Origin of the sequence: Bosea sp. OAE506 (genome assembly GCF_040546595.1) — a bacterium.
Classification (GTDB): Bacteria; Pseudomonadota; Alphaproteobacteria; order Rhizobiales; family Beijerinckiaceae; genus Allobosea.
Genome location: NZ_JBEPOB010000001.1, coordinates 474,060 through 496,179, shown reverse-complemented (window position 1 = coordinate 496,179; position 22,120 = coordinate 474,060). Strand labels below are relative to the sequence as shown.

22 protein-coding genes are annotated in these 22,120 nt (G+C 69.8%); 12 read left to right on the top strand and 10 right to left on the bottom strand.

Annotated elements, in window-relative coordinates:
• Positions 1–74: 74 nt before the first annotated feature.
• The 5 genes from ABIE41_RS02485 to ABIE41_RS02465 all read left to right on the top strand — a co-directional run bounded on the left by ABIE41_RS02485 (position 75) and on the right by ABIE41_RS02465 (position 5,685).
• Positions 75–1,304 carry a 3-methyl-2-oxobutanoate dehydrogenase (2-methylpropanoyl-transferring) subunit alpha gene (locus ABIE41_RS02485; protein WP_192643245.1) on the top strand — a complete coding sequence of 410 codons (1,230 nt, stop codon included), beginning with the start codon at positions 75–77 and terminating at the stop codon, positions 1,302–1,304.
• A 4-nt stretch (positions 1,305–1,308) separates the two neighbouring features.
• Entirely contained in the window at positions 1,309–2,325 is a 1,017-nt protein-coding gene (locus ABIE41_RS02480) for an alpha-ketoacid dehydrogenase subunit beta (RefSeq protein WP_192643244.1), read from the top strand.
• Positions 2,325–3,674: a dihydrolipoamide acetyltransferase family protein gene (locus ABIE41_RS02475; protein ID WP_192643243.1), complete on the top strand. Its 1,350-nt coding sequence runs from the start codon at positions 2,325–2,327 to the stop codon at positions 3,672–3,674. Before ABIE41_RS02480 ends, ABIE41_RS02475 begins: the two co-directional genes overlap by 1 nt.
• A gap of 15 nt (positions 3,675–3,689) precedes the next feature.
• Entirely contained in the window at positions 3,690–5,087 is a 1,398-nt protein-coding gene (gene lpdA, locus ABIE41_RS02470; protein ID WP_192643242.1) for a dihydrolipoyl dehydrogenase, read from the top strand.
• Between the two features lie 193 nt (positions 5,088–5,280).
• A complete protein-coding gene (locus tag ABIE41_RS02465; protein WP_069053544.1) occupies positions 5,281–5,685 on the top strand; it encodes a DUF983 domain-containing protein in 405 nt (134 codons plus the stop codon).
• Positions 5,686–5,700: 15 nt separating this feature from the next.
• Here ABIE41_RS02465 and ABIE41_RS02460 read toward each other — a convergent pair whose 3' ends face one another.
• The 3 genes from ABIE41_RS02460 to ABIE41_RS02450 are packed head-to-tail and all read right to left on the bottom strand — an operon-like array spanning position 5,701 to position 8,631.
• Complete coding sequence (locus tag ABIE41_RS02460; protein WP_192643241.1) at positions 5,701–6,477, bottom strand: ABC transporter ATP-binding protein; 777 nt, start codon at positions 6,475–6,477, stop codon at positions 5,701–5,703.
• Positions 6,478–6,484: 7 nt separating this feature from the next.
• Positions 6,485–7,546 (bottom strand): FecCD family ABC transporter permease, encoded by a 1,062-nt coding sequence (locus ABIE41_RS02455; RefSeq protein WP_354191708.1) that lies wholly within the window; start codon positions 7,544–7,546, stop codon positions 6,485–6,487.
• A complete protein-coding gene (locus ABIE41_RS02450) occupies positions 7,543–8,631 on the bottom strand; it encodes an ABC transporter substrate-binding protein (protein ID WP_354191706.1) in 1,089 nt (362 codons plus the stop codon). The genes ABIE41_RS02455 and ABIE41_RS02450 overlap by 4 nt, the downstream gene beginning before the upstream one ends.
• Positions 8,632–8,890: 259 nt before the next feature.
• Between ABIE41_RS02450 and ABIE41_RS02445 the strand changes: the two genes are divergently transcribed.
• On the top strand, positions 8,891–9,673 hold the full coding sequence (locus tag ABIE41_RS02445) for a class I SAM-dependent methyltransferase (protein ID WP_192643239.1): 783 nt from the start codon (positions 8,891–8,893) through the stop codon (positions 9,671–9,673).
• Between the two features lie 8 nt (positions 9,674–9,681).
• Here the strand turns inward: ABIE41_RS02445 and ABIE41_RS02440 are convergent, their stop codons facing one another.
• Together ABIE41_RS02440 and ABIE41_RS02435 are read right to left on the bottom strand one after the other, a co-directional pair.
• The gene (locus ABIE41_RS02440; protein ID WP_192643238.1) at positions 9,682–10,323 is read right to left on the bottom strand and encodes an NrsF family protein; all 642 of its coding nucleotides are present in this window, start codon (positions 10,321–10,323) and stop codon (positions 9,682–9,684) included.
• 88 nt (positions 10,324–10,411) lie between these two features.
• Positions 10,412–10,984 (bottom strand): sigma-70 family RNA polymerase sigma factor, encoded by a 573-nt coding sequence (locus ABIE41_RS02435; RefSeq protein ID WP_354191703.1) that lies wholly within the window; start codon positions 10,982–10,984, stop codon positions 10,412–10,414.
• Positions 10,985–11,141: 157 nt separating this feature from the next.
• On the opposite strand from ABIE41_RS02435, the gene ABIE41_RS02430 reads away from it, so the two are divergent.
• From ABIE41_RS02430 to ABIE41_RS02410, 5 genes are all read left to right on the top strand, one after another.
• Positions 11,142–11,996, top strand: coding sequence for a CE1 family esterase (locus tag ABIE41_RS02430; RefSeq protein WP_192643237.1), 855 nt, complete (start codon positions 11,142–11,144; stop codon positions 11,994–11,996).
• Positions 11,997–12,068: 72 nt separating this feature from the next.
• Positions 12,069–13,712, top strand: coding sequence for a thiamine pyrophosphate-binding protein (locus ABIE41_RS02425; RefSeq protein WP_354191701.1), 1,644 nt, complete (start codon positions 12,069–12,071; stop codon positions 13,710–13,712).
• Positions 13,712–14,899 (top strand): OpgC family protein, encoded by a 1,188-nt coding sequence (locus ABIE41_RS02420; RefSeq protein WP_192643236.1) that lies wholly within the window; start codon positions 13,712–13,714, stop codon positions 14,897–14,899. The genes ABIE41_RS02425 and ABIE41_RS02420 overlap by 1 nt, the downstream gene beginning before the upstream one ends.
• A 77-nt stretch (positions 14,900–14,976) precedes the next feature.
• Complete coding sequence (locus ABIE41_RS02415) at positions 14,977–16,359, top strand: tetratricopeptide repeat protein (protein WP_465247109.1); 1,383 nt, start codon at positions 14,977–14,979, stop codon at positions 16,357–16,359.
• An 18-nt stretch (positions 16,360–16,377) separates the two neighbouring features.
• On the top strand, positions 16,378–16,872 hold the full coding sequence (locus ABIE41_RS02410) for a YHS domain-containing (seleno)protein (RefSeq protein ID WP_192643234.1): 495 nt from the start codon (positions 16,378–16,380) through the stop codon (positions 16,870–16,872).
• A gap of 9 nt (positions 16,873–16,881) precedes the next feature.
• Here the strand turns inward: ABIE41_RS02410 and ABIE41_RS02405 are convergent, their stop codons facing one another.
• The 5 genes from ABIE41_RS02405 to ABIE41_RS02385 all read right to left on the bottom strand — a co-directional run bounded on the left by ABIE41_RS02405 (position 16,882) and on the right by ABIE41_RS02385 (position 21,146).
• The gene (locus ABIE41_RS02405) at positions 16,882–17,583 is read right to left on the bottom strand and encodes an SDR family oxidoreductase (protein ID WP_192643233.1); all 702 of its coding nucleotides are present in this window, start codon (positions 17,581–17,583) and stop codon (positions 16,882–16,884) included.
• A gap of 72 nt (positions 17,584–17,655) precedes the next feature.
• Positions 17,656–18,003, bottom strand: coding sequence for a hypothetical protein (locus ABIE41_RS02400; RefSeq protein WP_192643232.1), 348 nt, complete (start codon positions 18,001–18,003; stop codon positions 17,656–17,658).
• Between the two features lie 126 nt (positions 18,004–18,129).
• Positions 18,130–18,915: a BtpA/SgcQ family protein gene (locus ABIE41_RS02395; RefSeq protein ID WP_210320955.1), complete on the bottom strand. Its 786-nt coding sequence runs from the start codon at positions 18,913–18,915 to the stop codon at positions 18,130–18,132.
• Between the two features lie 60 nt (positions 18,916–18,975).
• Positions 18,976–20,016 (bottom strand): carbohydrate kinase family protein, encoded by a 1,041-nt coding sequence (locus ABIE41_RS02390; protein WP_192643231.1) that lies wholly within the window; start codon positions 20,014–20,016, stop codon positions 18,976–18,978.
• Positions 20,013–21,146, bottom strand: a complete 1,134-nt coding sequence (locus ABIE41_RS02385) for an SIS domain-containing protein (RefSeq protein ID WP_192643230.1) — start codon at positions 21,144–21,146, stop codon at positions 20,013–20,015. The genes ABIE41_RS02390 and ABIE41_RS02385 overlap by 4 nt, the downstream gene beginning before the upstream one ends.
• A 110-nt stretch (positions 21,147–21,256) precedes the next feature.
• Here ABIE41_RS02385 and ABIE41_RS02380 point away from each other — a divergent pair, with 110 nt between their 5' ends.
• On the top strand, positions 21,257–22,072 hold the full coding sequence (locus ABIE41_RS02380; RefSeq protein WP_192643229.1) for a DeoR/GlpR family DNA-binding transcription regulator: 816 nt from the start codon (positions 21,257–21,259) through the stop codon (positions 22,070–22,072).
• Positions 22,073–22,120 lie beyond the last annotated feature (48 nt).

Genomic DNA, 22,120 nt, shown 5'->3' with positions numbered 1-22,120 from the left:
GGACGGCTTGCCGTCCGGTCCGGACAGCGGAATGCTGGCCGACCGGACGATATGGCGGATCAGGGACGGAGCGCATGACCGACACACCCCTTCGCTTTCACGTGCCGCAGCCGGCGTCCCGTCCGGGCGAGCAGCCGGATTTCTCCCATGTCGTGATCCCCAAGGCGGGTTCGGTGGAGCGCCCGCCGGTCGATGTCGATCCCAAGGACATTCGCGACCTCGCCTATTCGATCATCCGCGTGCTCGACCGCGAGGGGCAGGCCGTCGGCCCCTGGGTGCCCGATCTCAGCCCCGACGATCTGATCCGGGGCTTACGCCACATGATGACGCTGCGCAGCTTCGATGCGCGCATGCAGATGGCCCAGCGCCAAGGCAAGACCTCCTTCTACATGCAGCATACCGGCGAGGAGGCGGTGAGCTGTGCCTTCCGCATCGCGCTGTCGGATGGCGACATGAACTTCCCGACCTATCGCCAGGCGGGGCTGCTGATCGCGCATGAGTATCCGCTCGTCGACATGATGTGCCAGATCTACTCCAACGGGCGCGACCCGCTGAAGGGCCGCCAGCTGCCGGTGATGTACTCCTCCAAGGAGAGCGGCTTCTTCTCGATCTCCGGCAATCTGACGACGCAGTTCGTCCAGGCAGTGGGCTGGGCGATGGCCTCCGCGATCAAGGGCGACACGAAGATCGCCGCGGCCTGGGTCGGCGACGGCTCGACGGCGGAATCGGATTTCCACGCCGCGCTCGTCTTCGCCTCGACCTACAAGGCCCCCGTCGTCCTCAACGTCGTGAACAACCAGTGGGCGATCTCGACCTTCCAGGGCATCGCGCGCGGCGGCTCGGGCACCTTCGCGGCGCGGGGCCTGGGCTTCGGCATCCCGGCGCTGCGCGTCGATGGCAACGACTATCTCGCTGTCTATGCCGTGGCGCAATGGGCGATCGAGCGCGCCCGCCGCAATCTCGGGCCGACGCTGGTTGAATACGTCACCTACCGCGCCGGCGCGCATTCGACCTCGGATGACCCTTCCGCCTATCGCCCCAAGCAGGAATCTGATGGCTGGCCGCTGGGCGATCCGTTGCTGCGGCTGAAGGAGCATCTGATCGCGATCGGCGCCTGGAGCGAGGAGCGGCATGTGCAGACGCAGGCCGAGATCCTGGAGACGGTGATCGCCGCACAGAAGGAGGCCGAGAGCTTCGGCACGTTGCATTCCGGCGGCAAGCCCTCGGCCCGCGACATGTTCGAGGGCGTCTATGCCGAGCTGCCGCCGCATCTGCGCCGCCAGCGCCAGCAACTCGGAGTCTGACGCCATGCCGCGCATGACGATGATCGAGTCGATCCGCTCCGCCATGGACGTCTCGATGGGCCGCGACGAGAATGTCGTGGTCTATGGCGAGGATGTCGGCTTCTTCGGCGGCGTCTTCCGCTGCACCCATGGCCTGCAGCAGAAATACGGCGTCAATCGCTGCTTCGATGCTCCCATCAGCGAGGCCGGCATTGTCGGCACGGCGATCGGCATGGCGGCCTATGGCCTGCGGCCCTGCATCGAGATCCAGTTCGCCGACTACATGTACCCGGCCTATGACCAGATCGTCTCGGAGGCCGCCCGCCTGCGCTACCGCTCGAATGGCGATTTCACCTGTCCGATCGTGATCCGCATGCCGACCGGCGGCGGCATCTTCGGCGGCCAGACCCATAGCCAGAGCCCGGAAGCCCTCTTTACCCATGTCTCGGGCCTGAAGACCGTGGTGCCGTCGAACCCTTACGACGCCAAGGGCCTGCTGATTGCCGCGATCGAGGATCCCGACCCGGTGATCTTCCTCGAGCCCAAGCGCCTCTATAACGGTCCCTTCGACGGCCATCACGACCGGCCGGTGACGCCCTGGTCGAAGCATGAACTCGGCGAGGTGCCCGAGGGGCATTTTTCCCTGCCGCTCGGCAAGGCCGCGATCCGGCGCGAAGGATCAGCCGTCACCATCATCACCTATGGCACCATGGTCCATGTTGCCGAGGCCGTGGCGCAGGAGACCGGCATCGATGCCGAGGTGATCGACCTCAGGACCCTCGTCCCGCTCGACCTCGAGACCATCACCGCCTCCGTCGCCAAGACCGGCCGCTGCATGGTCCTGCACGAGGCGACGCTGACCTCCGGCTTCGGCGCCGAGCTCGCCGCGCTGGTCCAGGAAAACTGCTTCTTCCATCTCGAGGCGCCGGTCAGGCGCGTGGCGGGCTGGGACACGCCTTATCCGCATGCCCAGGAATGGGCCTATTTCCCCGGCCCCGCCCGCGTCGGCCAGGCGCTTCGCGAGATCATGGAGAGCCGCTGATGGCCGAGCGCATCATCAAGCTCCCCGATGTCGGGGAAGGCATCGCCGAGGCCGAGCTGGTCGAGTGGCACGTCAAGGTCGGCGACATCATTCGCGAGGACGATCTGCTCGCCGCCGTGATGACCGATAAGGCGACCGTCGAGATCCCGGCCCCCGTCGACGGCGAGGTCACCTGGATCGGTGCCGAGATCGGCGACACGGTCGCGATCGGCTCGGCGCTGGTGAAGCTCGAGGTCGCAGGCGAGGGTGGCACGGCGGAACCATCCGAGCCCGACGAGAAGCACGCTGTCATTCCGCGGCAGGCCGAAGGCCTGAGCCCGGAACCCAGAACCGATGCGCCCGAGAGCAAAAGCGCCGGTGAAACCGAGCCGAAATCCGCCGCGGTAGCGCCTCCACAGGCCATGACCGTGCCGAGGCCTACCAAGGCGCTCGCGGCCGCCTCCGCTCCGGCCCCAGCCCTGCCGCGGCGCGCGCCCGGAGAACGGCCCGTTGCTTCACCCGCGGTCCGCCTGAAGGCCCGCGAGGCCGGCATCGACTTGCGACAGCTCGCCGGCACCGGCCCGGCCGGGCGCATCCTGCATGAGGACCTCGACGCCTTCCTGCTGCGCGGGCCTGAAGCCGAGCGCAAGCCCGGCCTCGCGGAAAAGACTGGCGTCAGCGAGATCAAGGTCGTCGGCCTCAGGCGTAAGATCGCCGAGAAGATGGCGCTGTCGAAGGCGCGCATCCCGCACATCACCATCGTCGAGGAGGTGGACGTCTCGGCGTTGGAGGATCTGCGCGCCGTCCTCAACAAGAAGCCGACGCCCGAGCGCCCGAAGCTCACGCTCCTGCCCTTCCTGATGCGCGCCATGGTCAAGGCCCTGGCCGAGCAGCCCAATCTCAACGCGCTCTATGACGACGAGGCGGGCATCGTGCGCCAGCATGCCGGGATTCATCTCGGCATCGCGACGCAGACGCCGGGCGGGCTGATGGTCCCCGTGGTGAAGCATGCGGAGGCGCGCGACATCTTCGGCTGCGCGCTGGAGCTGAACCGCATCGCCGAGCGCGCCCGGCAGGGTACCGCCACCCGCGACGAACTCACCGGCTCGACCATCACCATAACCTCGCTCGGCGCGATGGGCGGCATCGCCACGACGCCGGTGATCAACCATCCGGAGGTCGCCATCGTCGGCGTCAACAAGATGATGATCCGCCCGGTCTGGGACGGCACCACCTTCGTGCCGCGCAAGATGATGAACCTGTCGTCGAGCTTCGACCACCGCGTCGTCGATGGCTGGGACGCGGCGGTCTTCGTGCAGCGGCTCAAGGAGCTGCTGGAAAACCCGGCGACGCTGTTCATCGATGTCTGAGGGCGGAGCCGCATCATGACCGAGATCACCTGCAAGCTGCTCGTCATCGGCGCCGGGCCCGGGGGCTATGTCTGCGCCATCTGCGCCGGGCAGCTCGGCCTCGACACCGTCATCGTCGAGGCCGGCAGGCTCGGCGGCACCTGCCTCAATGTCGGCTGCATCCCGTCCAAGGCGATGATCCATGTCGCCGAGGAATACGAGAAGGCCGCCCACGCCGCCGCCGGCAAGACGCCCTTCGGCCTGACGGCCGGTGCGCCGGCGCTCGATTTCGCCAAGGCCGTCGCCTGGAAGGACGGCATCGTCGGCCGCCTCAACAACGGCGTAGGCGGCTTGTTGCGCAAGGCCAAGGTCAAGATCGTGCAGGGCCGCGCCCGCTTCCGCGATGGCAAGACGGTCGTGGTCGACACGGAAACGGGCCCGAAGGTGATCCGCGCCGAGCGCATCGTCATCGCCACCGGCTCGGTGCCGGTCGAGCTGCCCTTCCTGCCCTTCGGCGGGCCTGTGATCTCCTCGACCGAGGCGCTGTCCCTTTCGCAAGTCCCGCAGCGTCTCGCCGTCGTCGGCGGCGGCTATATCGGGCTCGAACTTGGCATCGCCTTCGCCAAGCTGGGCAGCCGGGTCACCATTATTGAGGCGCAAGAGCGCATCCTGCCGCTTTATGATGCGGAGTTGACGGCACCCGTGGCCAAACGCCTCACCGCGCTCGGCGTCGAGGTCCTGCTCGGCGCCAAGGCGCGCGGCGCCGCGCCCGCGGGCGATGCGCTGCTGGTCGAGACGGCGGACGGGCAGGAGCGGCGCATCGCAGCCGACAAGATCCTCGTCACCGTCGGCCGCGCCCCCGTCACGTCGGGGATCGGGCTGGAGGAGCTGGTGCTCGACATGGATGGCCGCTTCATCCGCATCAACGATCGCTGCGAGACATCGATGCGTGGCATCTTCGCGATCGGCGACGTCACCGGCGAGCCGATGCTGGCGCATCGCGCCATGGCGCAGGGCGAGATGGTGGCTGAGATTGCCGCCGGCCTGCCGCGCGCCTGGGACAAGCGCGCCATCCCCGCTGTCTGCTTCACCGATCCCGAGATCGTCTCGGTCGGCCTCTCGCCCGACGAGGCGGCCCGCGCCGGGCACGAGGTCCGCATCGGCCAGTTCCCCTTCGCCGCCAATGGCCGCGCCATGACCCGCGACGGCGAACAGGGCTTCATCCGCATCGTCGCCCTGGCGCAGAACGGGCTGGTGCTCGGCATTCAGGCCGTCGGCTGCGGCGTCTCGGAACTCTCGACCGCCTTCGGCCTCGCCATCGAGATGGGCGCCACGCTGGAGGATGTCGCCGGCACGATCCACGCCCATCCGACACTGGGCGAAGGCTTCCAGGAGGCGGCGCTCAAGGCGCTCGGCCACGCCATCCATATCTGAGCCGGCTGCGGCAAACCGTCCCGGCTCCGTGCGGCGAGGGATCGTGCGGGGCGATGGACCGTTGTTCCCAGGCGTTGTGGGGCGTGGCAACACCGATGCAGCCCGGCAATGCGTGAGCGAAGATTGCCTTTGACGGTCACGGCGCCCATCTCGGGCGGGTGCCCATATTTGCGGCATTGCCTGGGAGAACGAGATGTCCGGCGAACATTGGCCGACCCTGTCGCCGCTGCAGACCGGCCTGCGCGGCCGCTGCCCGCGCTGCGGCAAGGGCCATCTCTTCGACGGCTTCCTGAAGATCAGGCCTTCCTGCGAGGTTTGCGGCCTCGACTATTCCTTCGCCGATCCGGCCGACGGCCCGGCCTTTTTCGTGATGATGTTCGTCTGCGTTCCCGCGGTCGCCTTCCCGCTCTGGCTTGAACTCGCCTACCAGCCACCGACCTGGGTGCATCTGGTCACGACGCTGCCGCTCATCCTGCTGACCTGCATCCCGCCCTTGCAGCCGCTCAAAGGATGGCTCGTGGCAGCGCAATACGTCCACAAGGCGGAAGAGGGGCGTCTCGCCCGCGCCGACGAACCGCTTCCGCCGCCGCCAGCCTGACGAGCCGGACCGGCCTCACGCAGCCTGCCGGCTCGACCCCTCGACCAGCACATAGGGCTCGCCGCCGGCCAGGATCTCGACACGGGCGCGCACCCCATAGACCTCGTCGAGCAGCGCCGGCGTCACGATGCTGCGCGGATCGCCCATCGCGATGAGCCGCGCATGCGCTAGCACCATCACCCGGTCGGCGAAGCGCAGCGCCTGGTTGAGATCGTGGATCGAGATCAGCACCAGCATGCCGCGCTCGCGCGTCAGCCGCCGCACCAGGCTCAAAACCTCGAACTGCCGGTGCAGGTCGAGCGCGCTGGTCGGCTCGTCCAGCAGCAGGACGTCGGGCTCGCGCACCAGCGTCTGTGCGATCGAGACGAGCTGGCGCTGCCCGCCGGAGAGTTCGCCCAGGCCCCGGAAGGCCAGATCCTCGATCTCGAGGTCGCGCAGCACGCTGTCGATGCGCCGCAGCTCCTCGTCGCTGACCGACCAGGCACCGCCCTGCTTGAGCGCGAGCAGGATCGACTCGTAGACGGTCAGCACGGCGTTCACTGCCGTGTCCTGCGGCAGGTAGCAGCATTGCGGCGCGGCCCGGCCGGCGACGCGGCTGGTTCCGCCGAGGCTGACCGTGCCGTCCCCGGAGGCCAGCCCGGCGATGCGCCGGAACAGGCTGGATTTGCCGGCTGCATTGGCGCCGATCAGCGCCACGACCTCGCCGCCGCGCAGATCGTCGGCATCGACGCCGCTGAGGACGCGGCGTTTGCCATAGGCGACACCGACGCCGCTGAGCGTGAGCTGGACCATCAGAGCCTCACCATGAGCGTTTCCGGCTCGTCATGATCAGGCTGAAGAAGAACGGCACCCCAATCAGCGCGGTGACAATGCTGATCGGGAAGATCAGGCCCGGGATCAGCGACTTCGACACCACAGAGGAGGCCGAGAGGATCGCGGCTCCCGCCAGCGCCGAGGCGGGCAGGAAGAAGCGCTGGTCCTCGCCGATCACCATGCGCGCGATATGCGGGCCGACGAGCCCGATGAAGCCGATCGTCCCGACGAAGGAGACCGGCACAGCGGCGAGCAGGCTGACCAGCAGCATGATCTCGAGCCGCAGGCGGCGGACATTGATGCCGAAGCTCGCCGCCTTGTCGTCGCCCAGACGCAGCGTCGTCAGCGCCCAGGCGCGGCGCAGGAAGAAGGGCAGGGTGAACAGCAGCACCGCGGTGGTGATGCCGAGTTTGTGCCAGTTAGCCTTGGTCAGCGACCCCATCGTCCAGAACACGACCGCGCCCAGCGCCTGCTCGGAGGCGAAGAACTGCAGCAGCGAGAGCAGCGCGTTGAAGGTGAAGACCAGCGCGATGCCGAGCAGGATCACGGTTTCGGTCGTCACCCCGCGCTGCTGGCTCAGCACATGGATCAGCATCGCCGCGCCCATCGCCATGATGAAGGCGTTGATCGGCACGATGTAGTCGATCGCGAAGGGCACCAGCGCGACGCCGAAGACCAGCGCCAGCGCCGCACCGAATGAAGCCGCCGCCGAGATGCCGAGCGTGAAGGGGCTGGCGAGCGGGTTGTTCAGGATCGTCTGCATCTGCGCGCCCGCCATCGCGAGCGCCGCCCCGGTGACGACTGCCATCAGCGCCACCGGCAGACGGATGTCCCAGATCACGACGCGCAGCGCGGCGGGCGCCTCGGAGGGGTTCAGCAGCGTCGCTAGCACCTGGCCGACGCTGTAGCGCGCGGGGCCCAGCATCAGGTCGACGACGAGGCTCGCCAAGAGCAGCCCGAACATGCCGAGAAGGATCAGCCGCCGCCGCAGCGTCAGCGCGCGATAGGCGATCCCGGCCGGTCGGCTCGCGGCGACGGTCGCGCTCACTTGCGGTCCACCGTGACCCAGTAGCCGGGCTCGTAGGGCAGGGGCAGGAAGCGCTCGTGCAGCGTCTTCAGCGTCGCCTCGGCATCGAGATCCTTGAACAGTTCCGGATGCAGCCAGGTCGCGATCTCCTGGATCGCCACGAACTGGTAGGGGCTGTTGTAGAACTGGTGCCAGATGGCGTGCACGCGCCCGTCCTTCACCGCTTTGGTCTGGCTGAAGGCCGGCCGCTTGGCGAGGCCAGCGAGCTTGCGGCGCGCCTCGCTGAGGTCGCTGCCCGGCCCAAGCCCGACCCAGGCGCCGCCCGGCACATAGGCGCCCCAGTTGCCGCCGGTGATGATGACGACATCGGGGTTGGCGGCGACGACGGCCTCGGGATTGACTGTGCCGAAAGTGCCCGGAATCAGGTCGGAGGCGAAGTTCTTGCCGCCGGCGATATCGACCATCTTGCCGAAATTCTCGTTGCCGAAGGACATGCAGCAATCGTCGCTGTAGCCGCCGGCCCGCTCCATCATCACCAGCGGGCGCTTCAGCCCTTGGACCTTGGCGAGCCGGTCGGTGACGCGGGCGATCTCGGCGGCGCGGAAGGCGATGAAGTCGTCGGCGACCTTCTCACGGTCGAAGAGCTTGCCCATCAGCCGCATCGACGGTTCGGTGTTCTGGAAGGGCTTCTCGCGGAAATCGACATAGACCACGGGGATGCCGACCGCGGCGAGCTTCTCGACCAGGCTCGCCTCGTCGCTGGCGACCTTGGCCTCGATGTTGAGCAGGAGCACGTCGGGCTTGAGCGCGATCGCCTGCTCGATGTCGAAGGCGCCTTCCTTCATGCCGCCGAAGCTCGGCAGCTTCGCGATCTGCGGGTAGCGCGCCAGATACTGCTTGTAGCTGTCGGGATCGGCCTTGGGCAGGTCGTCGCGCCAGCCGACGACGCGCTTGAACGGGTCCTCCTTGTCGAGCGCGGCGACGAAGTACATCTGCCGGCCTTCGCCGAGGATGACGCGCCGGACCGGCGCCTCGACCGAGACTGTGCGGCCGAGCACATCGGTGACCGAGACCTTCTCGGCGAAAGCGGACGGGCCGCCGGTCATGAGCGAGGCGGCGACCGTAGCGGCAGCGAGCAGGGCGCGCAGCGGGGGACATGGGCAATCTCCGGGAAAAGTGGCCGGGTCCGTAGGTCCGCTCCAGTAAAGGGTCAAGTCTTATCTTTTGGAATTATTGTAAACAAAAACGAGTGGAGCGTTTTCGGCAGTAATCGTATCGCAATTGGCCGTTTGTGCTGAAACAGCTTGCGGTGCCCCGGTTTCCGTGGTTTTCGCAGCCGACAGCCCTGCATCGGAAGTGCCGGCCATGACGACCCTGCATCACAATCTCAGCCTCAAGGACGAGATCCGCGACTTCTGGTCGATGCGGTCCGAAACCTTCGACACCATGCCCGGCCACGAGATCTTCTCGGTCGCGGAGCGCCAGGCCTGGCTCGCTTTGTTCGCGCGCCATCTTGGCCAACCGCCGGCCGGCGCCAAGGCGCTCGACCTCGCCAGCGGCACCGGCGTCATCTCCCTGCTGCTGGCCGATCTCGGCTATGCCGTCACGGGGCTCGACCTGTCCGAGGCCATGCTCGCCCGAGCCCGGGCCAAGACCGTCGGCAAGCCGATCCGCCTCTATGCGGGCGATGCCGAGGATACGCTGGAAGCCTCCGACAGCTATGATGCCGTGGCGACGCGCCATCTGGTCTGGACCCTGCCCGATCCGCCGGCGGCCTTCCGCGAATGGCATCGCGTGCTGAAGCGCGGCGGCCGCGTCGCCATCGTCGATGTCGACATGACCAATCCGCGCCCCGGCAACGGCAAGGCGCTGCGGCTGCTGGCGAAGCTCGCCCGCATGGTCTCGGCACCGAAGCCGCCGCCGCCCTACAAGGCGGCCCATGATGACATCGTCTCGCGCGTCTATTTTGCGAAGGGCTGCCGGCCGGAAGAGATCGCGCGGCTTCTCGCCGAGGCCGGCTTCATCGATATCAGGGTTGATCGCGACCTGCGTGCCATCCACAGGGCGCAGGGACGCTTCATGCCGCTGCATCAGCGGCTGGAGCGCGCCAGCCAGGACCGCTTCATCGTCTCCGCCCGCAAGCCCTGAGGCGCGGCCTACCAGCGCAGCAGGCGCGGCCCGGCGAGCGCCCCGAGCCCACCGGCGACGGCCATCGCCAGGGGATACCAGGTGGCGAGGAAGGGCACGGCGTCTTCCGGGCAGTGCAGCGCGTAGGCGAGCGTCGCAAGCCCCGCCGCGCCGACCCCGGCCGCGAGTCCCGTCAGGCGCGGCCGCACCGGCGCGCCGCGTCGGGCGAGCACGAACAGCCCGGCCAGCGGCAGTAGTGCATAGAGCGGCACCAGCACGAGGCAGGCCGACCAGGTTCGCCCGAGCAGGAGCGCGGGCCAGGCCGGCATCGGCTGGGCCGCCAGCACCGTCAGCGCCCAGGCGAGCACGGCCGCGACCGGCAGCAGGACGAGCGCGAGCAGGCCGCCCGCCGCCCGGCCCGGCCGCAGGCTGCGCTGGAAGGCGATGAGCGCAAGGCCGGCCACCGAGGCGCCCAGGACGAATTTGGCGAGAACGGGCAGCGTCATGGCGGCCGCGGCCAGGTCGAGGCGCGGCCCGAACATCAGGAGGACCACGGCGGCGCAGGCGGCGAGCCCGGCCAGCGCGGTCAGCCCCGTCGCGCGGGCGAAGCCCGCCGTCTCGACGGGGCCGGAGTCGCTGGCGAGGAGGGTGACGAGATCGTCGGTTTTCATGGCGCTGTCGAAACCTGCGGGGGCCTGCTGCGGTTCTGAGAGTTCGGCGGCGGAGCCTGAAAGGTTACACGGCTCAGGGGGCGAAAGATCATGGCGTTCGCGTTCCGCGTCGGCTGAGCACCTTCGCCATCGCCTTCAGACCACGATGCAGCGCGACCTTGGCCGCGTTTTCGGTCATGCCGGTGGCCTGGGCCGCATCGGCGAGGCTCCCGCCTTGGAGCTTGACGCGATCGATCAGCGTTCGCGTGCGTTCCGGCAGGGCGGCGAGCGCACGCTCGACATCGAGCTTGGCGTCGCTGGCGGCGCTGCCGGGGGCCGCCTGGGAGAGCGCTTCGTCCTCGATCTGCAGATGGCCGCGATGCCGGCCTGAGCGCCGCAGATGGTCGATCAGCTTGTAGCGGGCGATGGCATGGGCCCAGGCCGAGACGGGCACGGCCGGGTCGTAGGTATGCCGCGACAGATGCAGCGCCAGCAGAGTCTCCTGCAGTACGTCCTCCGCCTCCTCGGCGCTGGCGATGCCGGCCCGCGCCAGATGACCGCGCAGGAAGCCGCGCAGACGCCCCCCGATCAAGCCGAGGAAGCGGCGATAGGCGCCGGCGTCGCCTTCGAGCCCGGCCATGAAGGCGGGGTGCAGCACGGCTTCGAAATCGTCGAGCGACACGGGCGGCGAGGGGTCCGGAACAGGGAGGCAGGTCTTCTCCTTGCACGCCTTTCCACTCGCTCACAAGCCGGCGAGCGCCCCTCGCAGCGGCTGCCGAACGCCGCTAGCGTCGGCTGCGCACGGCCGGCGATCGGCGGGCCGGCCATGGAGCCGACCGATGATCCGCCGCTGGCCGCTCTGGCTCGCCCTCGCCGGCCTTGTTCTGGCAGGCCCCGGCCTCGCCGCGCCGGTCGAGGCCTGCCCGGGCGAGCAGGGCTGCCGGGTCGAGGGCGGGCATTATCGGCTGATCCTGCCCGATGCTGCCGCTGACAGGGCCCCGCTTGCGGCGCTGATGTACTTCCATGGCTGGCAGGGCTCGGCCGAGGAAACCGCCGCCGATGTCGGCCTGCGCGCGCTGGCGACGCGGCTCGGCATCGCCCTGATCGCGCCCGACGGCGCCGGGCGCACCTGGTCCTATCCGGGGTCGCCGGGCCGACATCGCGACGAATTCGCCTTCGTCGGCCGGGTTCTCGACGATGTCGCAGCGCGCTTCCCGGTCGATTCAAGCCGGATCATGGCGAGCGGCTTCTCGCAGGGCGGCTCGATGGTCTGGTATCTCGCCTGCCGGATGCCGGAGCGCTTCCGGGCCTTCGCGCCGGTTGCCGGTGCCTTCTGGGAGCCGCTGCCCGCCTCCTGCGCCGGACCGCGGCCCGCCCTGATCCATACCCATGGCACGGCGGACGGCACCGTGCCGCTCGCCGGCCGCGCCCTGCGCAACGGCTACCGCCAGGGCGATGTCTTCAGGAGCCTCGCCATCCTCGATCCGCAGGCGAGGGCGGTGACGGTGGCGGATTTTGCCACCGCTCCGGATTCGCTCTCCTGCCTGCCGCTGAGCGCGGCCGGCGCTCCGCCCCTGGAACTCTGCCTGCACGCCGGCGGCCATGTCGTCGATCCCGCGTGGATCGAGCGGGCCTGGCGGCTGACGATGACCGAGCCGTCCCCGCGCGCCGATCACCTTTCCGTGAAGCGGTAACCGCGGGAGGCTCCGCCGCGATTGTCATCCTGAACCGCCGGCTTGGCGCTTCGCCTGCGAGGAGTTGCCTGCATGACGATCCAGACCCCGCCGCCAGCCCCTATGCCGGCCGGCACGGCCACGCTGACGGGCGCCGACATCATCGCGGCGAGGTTGGCGGCGGCCGGCGCGACCCATGCCTTCGGCATCCCCGGCGGCGAGGTGCTGGCGCTGGTCGATGGGCTTGGGCGCGCGGGCATCCGCTTCGAACTCGCGCGGCACGAGAACGCCGCGGGCTTCATGGCCGAGGGGCTCTGGCACGTCACGGGCGCGCTGCCCGTCTTAGTGGCGACGCTGGGGCCAGGCGTCAGCAACGCCATCACCGCGGTCGCCCATGCCCAGCAGGATCGAGTGCCGCTGATCTTCATCACCGGCTGCGTCGATCAGGCGCTCGCCGAGAGCTACACCCACCAGGTCTTCGACCATCAGGCGGTGCTTCGCCCGCTGGTCAAGGCGAGCTTCCGCGCGGCGCCCGGCACCGAGGCGCTGGTCGTCGACAAGGCGCTCGCCATCGCCCGGTCCGGCCGGCCGGGCCCCGTTCATATCGACCTGCCCATCGCCGTCGCCGAGGCGCCCGCCACGACGCTTCCGCCGCCGCCGGTCGCCCCGGTGGCTGTCGGTGGGCCCGCCGATCTCGACCGCGCGGTGGCTTTGCTCGCCGGGGCACGCCGGCCGCTCGTTCTCGCCGGGCTCGACCTCGTCAACGAGAACGCCGCCGCCTCCCTAGCCCGGCTGATCGACCGGACCGGCGCGCCGCTGCTGACCACCTACAAGGGCAAGGGGCTGCTGCCCGAGGACGACCTGCGCGTCATCGGAGGCGTTGGCCTCTCGCCGAAGGCGGATGCGCTGATCCGCCCGCTGATCGAGGCGGCCGACCTGATCGTGCTGGCCGGCTATGACCCGATCGAGATGCGCCAGGGCTGGCGCAACCCCTGGCCGGCCGACAAGCCGGTCATCGACATCGTCGCCCAGGCGCTGCCGCATGGGATGCACCGCGCGACGATGACGCTCGAAGGCCATGTCGGCACCATCCTCGATCGGCTGGCCGAGCGGCTCTCACCCGCGACGGTCTGGGAGCGGGGCGAGCCGGCCACGATCCGCGCCGCCTTCCGTCGTGCCTTCGCGGCCCCCGACGGCTGGGGCCCGCATGCCGTCTTCGAGACGCTGCGGGCGGCGGCGCCGAGTGGCACGGTCGCGACGGCGGATTCCGGCGCGCATCGCATCCTGCTCTCGCAACTCTGGTCCTGCGACGGGCCGCGCCGCCTGCTGCAATCGACCGGGCTCTGCACCATGGGTTGTGCCCTGCCGCTGGCGACCGGCGCGGCGCTCGGCAGCGGGCAGCCGACGCTCTGCTTCGTCGGCGACGCCGGGCTGGAGATGGTGCTCGGCGAACTCGCGACGTTGCGCGATCTCGCTGTGCCCGTCGTCATCGCCGTGCTGGTCGACGAGGCGCTCGGCCTGATCGCGTTGAAGCAGAAGCAGATGGGGCTGGCCCGCGCTGGCGTCGATCTCGGCCTCAGCGACTTCGCCGCCGTGGCACGCGCCTTCGGTGGCCATGGCGCGACGGTTGATGACCGCGCGAGCCTTACCCGCGAGGCGGCCGCTGCCTTCGCGCGGCCCGGCTTCAGCCTGCTCGCCTGCCGCATCGACGCCGCCGCCTATGAGGGGGCCTTCTGATGGCCGCGCCGGCACCGACGTCGAAGCGGCCGCGCGACGAGCGCCTCGACCTGTTCCGCGGCATCACGATGCTGATCATCTTCGTCGCCCATGTGCCGGCCAACAGCTGGAACGCCTGGATCCCCGCCCGCTTCGGCTTTTCGTCCGGGGCTGAACTCTTCGTTTTCTGCTCCGGCTTCGCCAGCGCGCTCGCTTTTGGGGCGACCTTCGTCCGGAGGGGCTGGTGGCTCGGCACGGCGCGCATCCTGCAGCGCCTCTGGCAGGTCTACTGGGCCCATGTCGGCCTCGTCGTCGCGCTGGTGGCGCTGGCCACGCTGCTCGACACGCTGGTCGGCAGCGCCGAGCTGGGGCGCCAGTTCGCGCCGCTGATGACGGATCCGGAGCGGGCGCTCTTCGGCCTCGTCACCCTGACCTGGCAGCCCGATTACCTCGACATCCTGCCGATGTATCTCGTCATCCTGGCGCTGATCCCGCTCGCCATCGCGCTGCGGCGGCTCCACCCCTGGCTGCCCTTCCTGATGGTGGCGCTGCTCTACGCGCTGGTCTGGACGGAAGGGCTGAACCTCCCCGGCAACCCCTGGAATGGCGCCGGCTGGTTCCTGAACCCTTTCGCCTGGCAGGCGATCTTCTTCATCGGCTTCTTCATCGCGATGAAGTGGCTGCCGGTGCCGCCGCTGCGCCGGCCCGGTCTGCTGCTGGCGGCCGCTGTCTTCGTGGTCGTGTCCGTGCCCTTCTCCTTCTGGGGCATCCTGGAGCATTGGCCCGCCGGCCGGGAGCTGCGCGAGCTCCTGCTGCCGGCAGCGTCGGAGAAGAGCAATCTCCACCCGCTGCGCATCTTGCACTTCCTGGCGCTCGCCTATCTCGTTTTGAGCGCGATCGAACCGGTCCGGGACCGGCTCGACGCCGGCCTCGGCCACCTGCTCATCCTGATCGGCCGGCAGTCGCTCGCGGCCTTCCTGGGCAGCATCGTGCTCGCGCGGCTCGCCTGGACGGCGTCGGAGATCGCGGGGCATGACGGGCTCGCCGTCGCCCTGCTCAACGTCGCGGGCTTCGCCGCCATCCTCGGCGTCGCCTGCGTCGTCGGCTGGTTCAAGCGCGCGCCCTGGGCCGGTCCGCCGCCCGCGTCCCGCGACACGCCCGCAGAGGCGCCTGCATCGGCCCCATCACGCCTGCGTGAAGCGAGTTGAACGGCGGTTGATCGCGCCGCTGCGAACTCCCTTCCGAGCGGCGGAGTCGGGCTTCGCCGGAAACGAGAGTGAGCCCCATGTTCTTCGACCTCTGCGGCAACAGGATCGGCGTCGCCAACGATGCGGCCAGGCTCGCCTGGGACGAGACGCTGGAAGCGGTGCTGGCCCATGCCGCGTCCGCACCCGAGCACCTCGCCCGGACGCTCGCGGCCGATCCCGGCTTCGCGCTGGCCCATGCCGCCAGAGGGCTGATGCTGCTCTCGCTTGCCCGGCCCGAATTGCTGGGCACGGCGCGCGACTGCCTCGCTCAGGCCCGCCGCGCCAGCGCCGAGCGGCCGGTGACGCCGCGCGAAACGCGGTTCGTGGAAGCCCTCGGCCTCTGGCTCGACGACAGGCCGCGCCGCGCCGCCCAGGCGCTGGAGGCGGTATTGGCCGACCATCCCCGCGACGTGCTGGCGCTGAAGCTCTCGCATGGCATTCGCTTCATGCTCGGCGACCAGGGCGAGATGCTGGCCTGCCTGCGCCGCGTCGTGCCGCATGTTCCCGCCGGGCACCGCCTGAGCGGCTATGTCTTCGGCTGCTACGCCTTCGCGCTCGAGGAGCGCGGCTTCTACCGCGAGGCCGAGGCCGCCGGGCGCCGCGCCGTCGAATGGGCGCCGCGCGACGCCTGGGGGCGCCATGCCGTCGCCCATGTGCTGGAGATGACGGGCCGCACGGAGGAAGGCATCGCCTGGCTGGCCGACAGCGCGGGCTGGGCCCATGCCAACAACTTCCGCTTCCACATCACCTGGCACCTGGCCCTGTTCCGGCTGGAGCGCGGCGAGACGGCGGAGGTGCTGCGCCTCTATGACGAAGGCATCCGGGCCGAGCAGACTGACGATTACCGTGACATCGCCAATGGGGCCGCGCTGCTGGCCCGACTCGACTATGCGGGCTTCGATGTCGGCTCGCGCTGGGAGGAGCTGGCGACGAAGGCCGAGGCCCGCATCGACGACCGCCGCCTCGTCTTCGCCGATCTGCATTATGCGCTGGCCCTGCTCGGCTCCGGGCGCGATAGGGCGGCCGGCACCATCGCGCAGTCGCTGGCCGCCGATGCACAGGTCCACGCCAGCGGCGAGCGGCGCGAGGCCTCCCGCAGCGGCGCGCTCGCCGCCTACGGGCTGATCGCTTTCCACGAAGGCGACTATGGCGAGGCGGCACGCCTGCTGGGTGCCGCGCGCGGGAGCCTGACCGCCATCGGCGGCAGCCATGCCCAGCGCGACCTCTTCGAGCAGGCCTATATCGAGAGCTTGATCCGCTCCGGCGCGCATGATCGCGCCGCTCCCGTTCTGCGCGAGCGGCTGGCGCGGCGCGGCGGGCACAATCTCTTCGCCAGCCGCCGGCTCGCCCGCCTCGGCAAGGCGCGCACGGGTCTGGCGGCGCTCGCTCTCGCCGCCACACCGCTCGCCATCGCGCATTGAGGAAGGGAGGCCGACGCCATGATCTCTCACCGCTCCGCCCTGATCGGCCGTCGCGGGCTGCTGGCCCTGGTCGCGCTCCTGGCCCTGCCGGGTGTCGCGGCCGCGCCGGCCATGACCGGGAAGCCCGTGAACACGCTGGGCTCGGCCGAGGGTGTCGCGATCCGCGGCTATGACCCCGTCGCCTATTTCCGCCAGGGCGGCCCGCGCCAGGGCTCGCCCGAGCACGCCGTCCGGCATGACGGCGCCACCTGGCATTTCGCCAGCGCCGCCAACCGGGCGCTCTTCCTGGCCGATCCGGAGCGCTACAAGCCGGCCTATGGCGGCTTCTGTGCCTACGGGACGTCGCGCGGCTATCTCGTGAAGATCGAGCCCGAGGCCTGGTCGATCGTCGAGGGCCGCCTCTACCTCAATTACGATCTCGACGTGCGGGCCACCTGGTCGAAGGACACAAGGACCTATCTCGCGCGCTCCGAGCGGAACTGGAAGCATCTCACGGCGCGGGACATCCGTTGAAGCGCGCGCTCAGATCGAGCGTGTCAGCCCGCCATCGACGCGGATGTTCTGGCCGGTGATGTAGCCGGCATCCGGCGACAGCAGGAAGGCGATGGTGCCGGCGATCTCGTCGCTGCGGCCATAGCGCTGCATTGGCACGCGCTGGCGCCGCTCCTCCGTCGCCGGCAGGCTGTCGATCCAGCCCGGCTGGACGTTGTTCATGCGGATGTTGTCGGCGCCATACTGGTCGACGAAGATCTTGGTGAAGGTCGCGAGCCCCGCCCGCGCCATCGCCGAGGTCGGGAACATCGCCTCAGGCTCGAACGCCCAGGCCGTGGTGATGTTGACGATCGCGCCGGATTTCTGAGCCTGCATCATCGGCGTCACCAGCCGGATCGCCCGCACGGCGCTGAGGAAGTAGACGTCGAGCCCGCGCTGCCAGTCCTCGTCCGTGATCTCGAGGATCGGCCCGCGAGGACCATGGCCGGCGCTGTTGACCAGCGCGTCGACGCGGCCCCAGCGCTCCATCGTCAGGTCGACTAAGCGCCTCACGTCGTCGCCGGAGAGGTTCGAGCCGGTGACCCCGAGCCCGCCCAACTCTAGCGCCAGCGCCTCGCCCTTGCCGGAGGAGGAGAGGATCGCAACGTTATAGCCGTCCTTGGCGAGGCGGCGCGCCGTGGCTGCCCCCATGCCGCTGCCACCGGCGGTGACGATCGCTACTTTCCTGCTCATGCCCTGCTCCTCGCGCTGTCCGTCCGCTGTTCTAGCGTCCGGAGCGGCGCGAGGGATAGGGGCCGTCAGACCTCAGTAGCGGTCGTAGCGGCGATAGCCGTAGCCGGGAGGCGGGCCGCCGTAGCCGGGACGGCCGTAATAGGGGCGGGGGCCATAGCCGGGCCGCGGCCCGTAGCCACGGCCATAGGCCGGGCCGCGCCCATAGCCACCACGGCCGTAGCGCTGCTGGCGCTGGGTTTCCTGCATCATGTAGAGCCGGCGCTGCTTGGCGGCGGTCATGGTGAAGGCCAGATCCTGCTCGTCGAGCTGCTGCGCCGTCGCGGCCGGAAGGGCCTGCGAGGCGGCGGCCGGCGCCGTGGCGCCGACGGCGGCCAGCGCGACGAAACCGAAGATGCCCGCGAGGACTGAAAGCCTGCTCATCGAAAATCCTTTCGTGCCGCTCTGATGCGGCGAGACGTCAACCGCGGGCCCGTCGAATCGTTCCCTTCGAGACCGACAGTGCCGGGCTGCGCGGGCGCCGGCAAGGGAGGCGATGCCGCGAGGACTTCAGCCGCGCGCGGCGTCCATGAAGCGCCGGCAGAGATCGAGATCCCAGCGCAGCACGTCGGACGCCGCGGCGTCCTTGCGCATCAGGGCCGTCGAGACGATCACGCCGTCGGCGGCGGTCAGCGCCTCGCCGACATTGCCGGTCGTCACACTGCCGCCCAGCAGGATCGGCCGCTTGATTCCCGTCTCGCGGGCACGACGGATGCGGGACAGCGAATCCGCCCAGTCCGCCCCGGTCAGGATCAGACCGTCGGCGCCGGTCTTCTGGGCCCATTCGGCGGCGAATTCCGGCGTCTCGGACGACATCGGCACGGCGGTGCGGTCATGCACGTCGGCGAGGATTGCGATGTCGTCCCGGCCCAGCGCGTTGCGGAAGGCGAGCGCCTGCGCGCCCATGCCGGTGCGCGGCCCCTGCGCCGTCATCGCGGCGCCGACGAAGACCTTGAGCCGCACGAAATCGGCCCCCGCCGCATGGGCGATCGACAGCGAGGCGACCGGATCATGCGCCTCCACGATGATGCCGAGCCCGATATCGGGCACCTCGGCCCGCAGGAAGCGGGCGAGGGCGGCGGTCATGGCGAGCGAACTCGCCGCCATCGGCCCGGCCTCGCGGGTCTGGTCCTGCAGCTTGATGTAGGGAACGCCTGCCTGCGCGAAGACCCGCGCATTGGTCGCCACGTAATCCTCCAGCCAGGCCATGCTCTTGTCGCGCATCCGGCCGAAATCCGGCAGGTGCAGCGCAGCGATGACGAGGGGGCGGGCGGCGAAGACGCGGAGCGTGGTCAAGGCTGGCTTCCTGGGCGGCGAGGGCAGGGTCAGGCGGGCAAGGATCAGGCGGGCAAGAGTTCAGGCTGGCATGGGCGCGCGGGCGAGGGAGGATGTCAGCCGCGCCAACGCTTCGCGGCAGGCGGCGCGGTCGATCGGCAGTGCCCCGTCGGCGCCGTGGCGGCTGACGATGAGCGAGGCCGAGACGGCGCCAAAGGCGGCCGCGAGGACGGGATCTCCCGTCTCGACGAGCCCGGCGAGGAAGCCGCCGCAAAAGGAATCGCCTGCGCCCGTGGGATCGATGGCATGGGTCGGAATCACCGGCACGGCGACGGGCGCACCGGCCGCCTTGTCCCAGACGAGGCAGCCGCGCGGCCCGAGCTTCACCGCCGCCGTGCCGCGGCAGCGCGCTGCCGCGAGTGCCAGCGCCTGCTCGATCGGGACGCCGGGGACGAGCGCGGCGAGCTCGATCTCGCTGGGCAGGAAGGCGTCGATCTGCGCGAGGAAGGGCGAGAGATCGTCGAGCGAGAGTTCCGCCAGCTGCCAGCCGGCATCGAGCGTCACCACCATGCCGCGGCCGTTGAACAGGGGCAGCAGGTCGGCCAGCACGACCGGGCGGCTCGGCGCGCAATGGGCCCCTCGCGCGCGCAGATAGTGCTCCGGCACCTGCGCCGCGACCATCGGATGCGTGTCACGGAACTGCGAATAGGACAGCTCGCCGCCATCGCCGCGCCGCCGCAGATGCGCCTGCCAGTCATCGACCTGCTGGGGCGTGAGCCGGTCGGTCGGGAAACCGGCCTGCGCCAGCTCCTCGGGGCGGCTGGTCAGTCGCTCGCTGCGGTGGCCCTCATCGTCATAGATGAACCAGTTTCCGCTCTCGAGCGCGACATCGACCATGACGACGCCGTCGAGCGCGACGCCGTTGTCGCGAAGCCGCGCAAGCGTCTCGCGCGGATAGCTCGCCACGGCGACGCTGACGAGGCCGATAGGCTCGCGCCAGCACAAGGCGCCGACGCTGGAATAGGCGCCGTTGCCGCCGACCCGCGCCAGCGCGACCGTCCCGTCGGCCGAGATCACATGATCGACCGTCAGCCCGCCCGCGGTGACGAGCTCCGGCGTCACGCAGCGAGGCCGCCGAGCCGCGGGGCGCCGAGGCCGAGCGCGTCGCGTGCCTTGGTCACATGGTAGCCGAACAGATGCAGCGGAACGCTGTAGACCAGCGGCGCCAGCTCGATCCGCACCGGCGGCAGATGCCAGACATGGGCGCAATAGGGGCCGAAGTCGTCTTCGCCCTCCGGCACCAGCGCGATGGTATGCCCCTCGACGCCCTTGCCGACGATGGCGGTTTCCAGTGCGCGCTGGCGGCTCGCCTGGTCGGGCGCGATCAGGAAGAGCGGGTCGCCGGCCTTCTGCGTGCGGTAGTGATGGTATTCCTCCAGCGGGAAGGCGATGGCGTGGATCGGTGCCAGCTCCTTCAGCTTGGCCGCGCCGAAGGCGGCGGGCGCCAGATGCGGGCCGGCCCCGGCCAGCAGCATCATGTCGCTGCGCGCCAGCTCCACGCCCAGCGCCTTCGCCTTGTCGTAGAAGCCCGTCGCGACGGCATCCATCACCGCGGGCAGTGCGGCGAGGTCGCTTGCGAGCCCCGGTGCCTTGCCTTCGCCGAGGCCCTTCGCTTCGGCGATCGCCAGCGCCAGTGCGATCAGCAACGCCATGGCGGCCGTGCTGGACTGTGTCGGCCAGCCGCCGCGCGTCGCCTGGATCAGCAGCGCGGCCGGGAAATCCTGCATCATCGCCGAGGTCGCGGTGTTGGTCAGCGCCACGGCATACCCGCCGCGCGCGACCGTGGCCTTCAGGCTGGCGCTGACGGGCGCGGTGTTGCCGCTCGAGCTCAGCCCGATCGTCAGCGTGCCGTCGTCGAGAAGGTCGAGCCCGTACTGCTCGAGATCGAAGGCCTCATAGGGCTCGCAGGGAACGCCCAGCAGCCGCTCATAGGCCAGCCGGACGCCGATGCCGGCGATCCAGGAATCGCCGCAGCCGGTGATGACGACGCGCCGCAGCGGCCGCGCGGCGATCTCGCCGGCAATGCGCTTCACCGCCTCCGCCGTGGTCGCGAGCGTGCGGGTCATGGCGTCGCCCTGCGCCATCATTTCCGTATGCGTCAGCTCCACGCGCCGGAAGCGCTCAGGATCGCCAGGCGCATCCGATGAGGATTCGCGCTTGAGGGCTTTGAACTGCTGCATGTGGTCGGCCATGCTGGTCCTGTCCTGTCGAAGGTCTCGTGCCGGATCCGCTCGCCGGATCTGGGCTCGACTTTCGATATCCTTCATTTTATCTGGTAACGCAAGTGACAACGAAGCCTGCCATGTCCTCCACGCAAGCCCTGCCCGATCTCGCCCGCGGCCGCACATTGCCGCGCCACGAGCGCATCATCGAAAGGCTCTCGGCCAAGGGCGTGGTCGAGGTCGCGGCGCTGGCCGAGGAGCTTGGCGTCTCCGCGGTGACGATCCGCGCCGATCTCGACGCGCTGGAGAAGCGCCAGCTCATCCGCCGAATCCGCGGCGGGGCGATGGCGCTCCGCCCGGCCCGCTTCGAGCGCCCCGTCGACCTGCCGAGCCAGTCCTTTTCGGACGAGAAAGAGCGCATCGCCGACCAGGCGGCCGCCCTCGTCCGCGACGGCGAAACCGTCATCCTCGACGCCGGAACGACCACGCTCGCCATCGCCCACGCCTTGCCGGCCGCGCTCACCGATGTCGTCGTCGTCACCAACGGTCTCGACATCGCGCTGGCACTGCAGGCGCATGAGGGCGTCACCGTCATCGTCACCGGCGGGCGCCTCAAGCGCGGCGGTCGCAATGCCCGCTCCAGCAGCCTGATCTCGCCCTTCGGCACGACGCTGCTGCGTGAGATCAACGCCGATCTCGCCTTTCTCTGCTGTGCCGGCGTCGATGCTGCCCGCGGCTTCACCAATGGCAACTGGGAAGAGGCGGAGGTGAAGAAGGCGATGATGGCCTCGGCCCGGCGCGTCGTCTTCGTCGCCGACCACGGCAAGATCGGTCATGTCGGCAGTGCCCGCATCGCGCCGCTCGACCAGGCGGATCTGCTGATCACCGACCAGGGCGCGGCGGCGGCCGACATCCAGGCGCTCGAGGCGGCGGGGGTTCAGGTCACCATCGCGTGAGCGCTCGAAAAATCGGCGCGACCTGGCTAAGTTTTATGCTTGCGATTG

Coding starts and splice junctions, on each gene's coding strand:
- ABIE41_RS02485 (WP_192643245.1), top strand. CDS start 75: ATGACCGACACACCCCTTCGCTTTCACGTGCCGCAGCCGGCGTCCCGT.
- ABIE41_RS02480 (WP_192643244.1), top strand. CDS start 1,309: ATGCCGCGCATGACGATGATCGAGTCGATCCGCTCCGCCATGGACGTC.
- ABIE41_RS02475 (WP_192643243.1), top strand. CDS start 2,325: ATGGCCGAGCGCATCATCAAGCTCCCCGATGTCGGGGAAGGCATCGCC.
- lpdA (WP_192643242.1), top strand. CDS start 3,690: ATGACCGAGATCACCTGCAAGCTGCTCGTCATCGGCGCCGGGCCCGGG.
- ABIE41_RS02465 (WP_069053544.1), top strand. CDS start 5,281: ATGTCCGGCGAACATTGGCCGACCCTGTCGCCGCTGCAGACCGGCCTG.
- ABIE41_RS02460 (WP_192643241.1), bottom strand. CDS start 6,477: ATGGTCCAGCTCACGCTCAGCGGCGTCGGTGTCGCCTATGGCAAACGC.
- ABIE41_RS02450 (WP_354191706.1), bottom strand. CDS start 8,631: ATGACCGGCGGCCCGTCCGCTTTCGCCGAGAAGGTCTCGGTCACCGAT.
- ABIE41_RS02445 (WP_192643239.1), top strand. CDS start 8,891: ATGACGACCCTGCATCACAATCTCAGCCTCAAGGACGAGATCCGCGAC.
- ABIE41_RS02440 (WP_192643238.1), bottom strand. CDS start 10,323: ATGAAAACCGACGATCTCGTCACCCTCCTCGCCAGCGACTCCGGCCCC.
- ABIE41_RS02430 (WP_192643237.1), top strand. CDS start 11,142: ATGATCCGCCGCTGGCCGCTCTGGCTCGCCCTCGCCGGCCTTGTTCTG.
- ABIE41_RS02425 (WP_354191701.1), top strand. CDS start 12,069: ATGACGATCCAGACCCCGCCGCCAGCCCCTATGCCGGCCGGCACGGCC.
- ABIE41_RS02420 (WP_192643236.1), top strand. CDS start 13,712: ATGGCCGCGCCGGCACCGACGTCGAAGCGGCCGCGCGACGAGCGCCTC.
- ABIE41_RS02415 (WP_465247109.1), top strand. CDS start 14,977: ATGTTCTTCGACCTCTGCGGCAACAGGATCGGCGTCGCCAACGATGCG.
- ABIE41_RS02410 (WP_192643234.1), top strand. CDS start 16,378: ATGATCTCTCACCGCTCCGCCCTGATCGGCCGTCGCGGGCTGCTGGCC.
- ABIE41_RS02405 (WP_192643233.1), bottom strand. CDS start 17,583: ATGAGCAGGAAAGTAGCGATCGTCACCGCCGGTGGCAGCGGCATGGGG.
- ABIE41_RS02400 (WP_192643232.1), bottom strand. CDS start 18,003: ATGAGCAGGCTTTCAGTCCTCGCGGGCATCTTCGGTTTCGTCGCGCTG.
- ABIE41_RS02385 (WP_192643230.1), bottom strand. CDS start 21,146: ATGGCCGACCACATGCAGCAGTTCAAAGCCCTCAAGCGCGAATCCTCA.
- ABIE41_RS02380 (WP_192643229.1), top strand. CDS start 21,257: ATGTCCTCCACGCAAGCCCTGCCCGATCTCGCCCGCGGCCGCACATTG.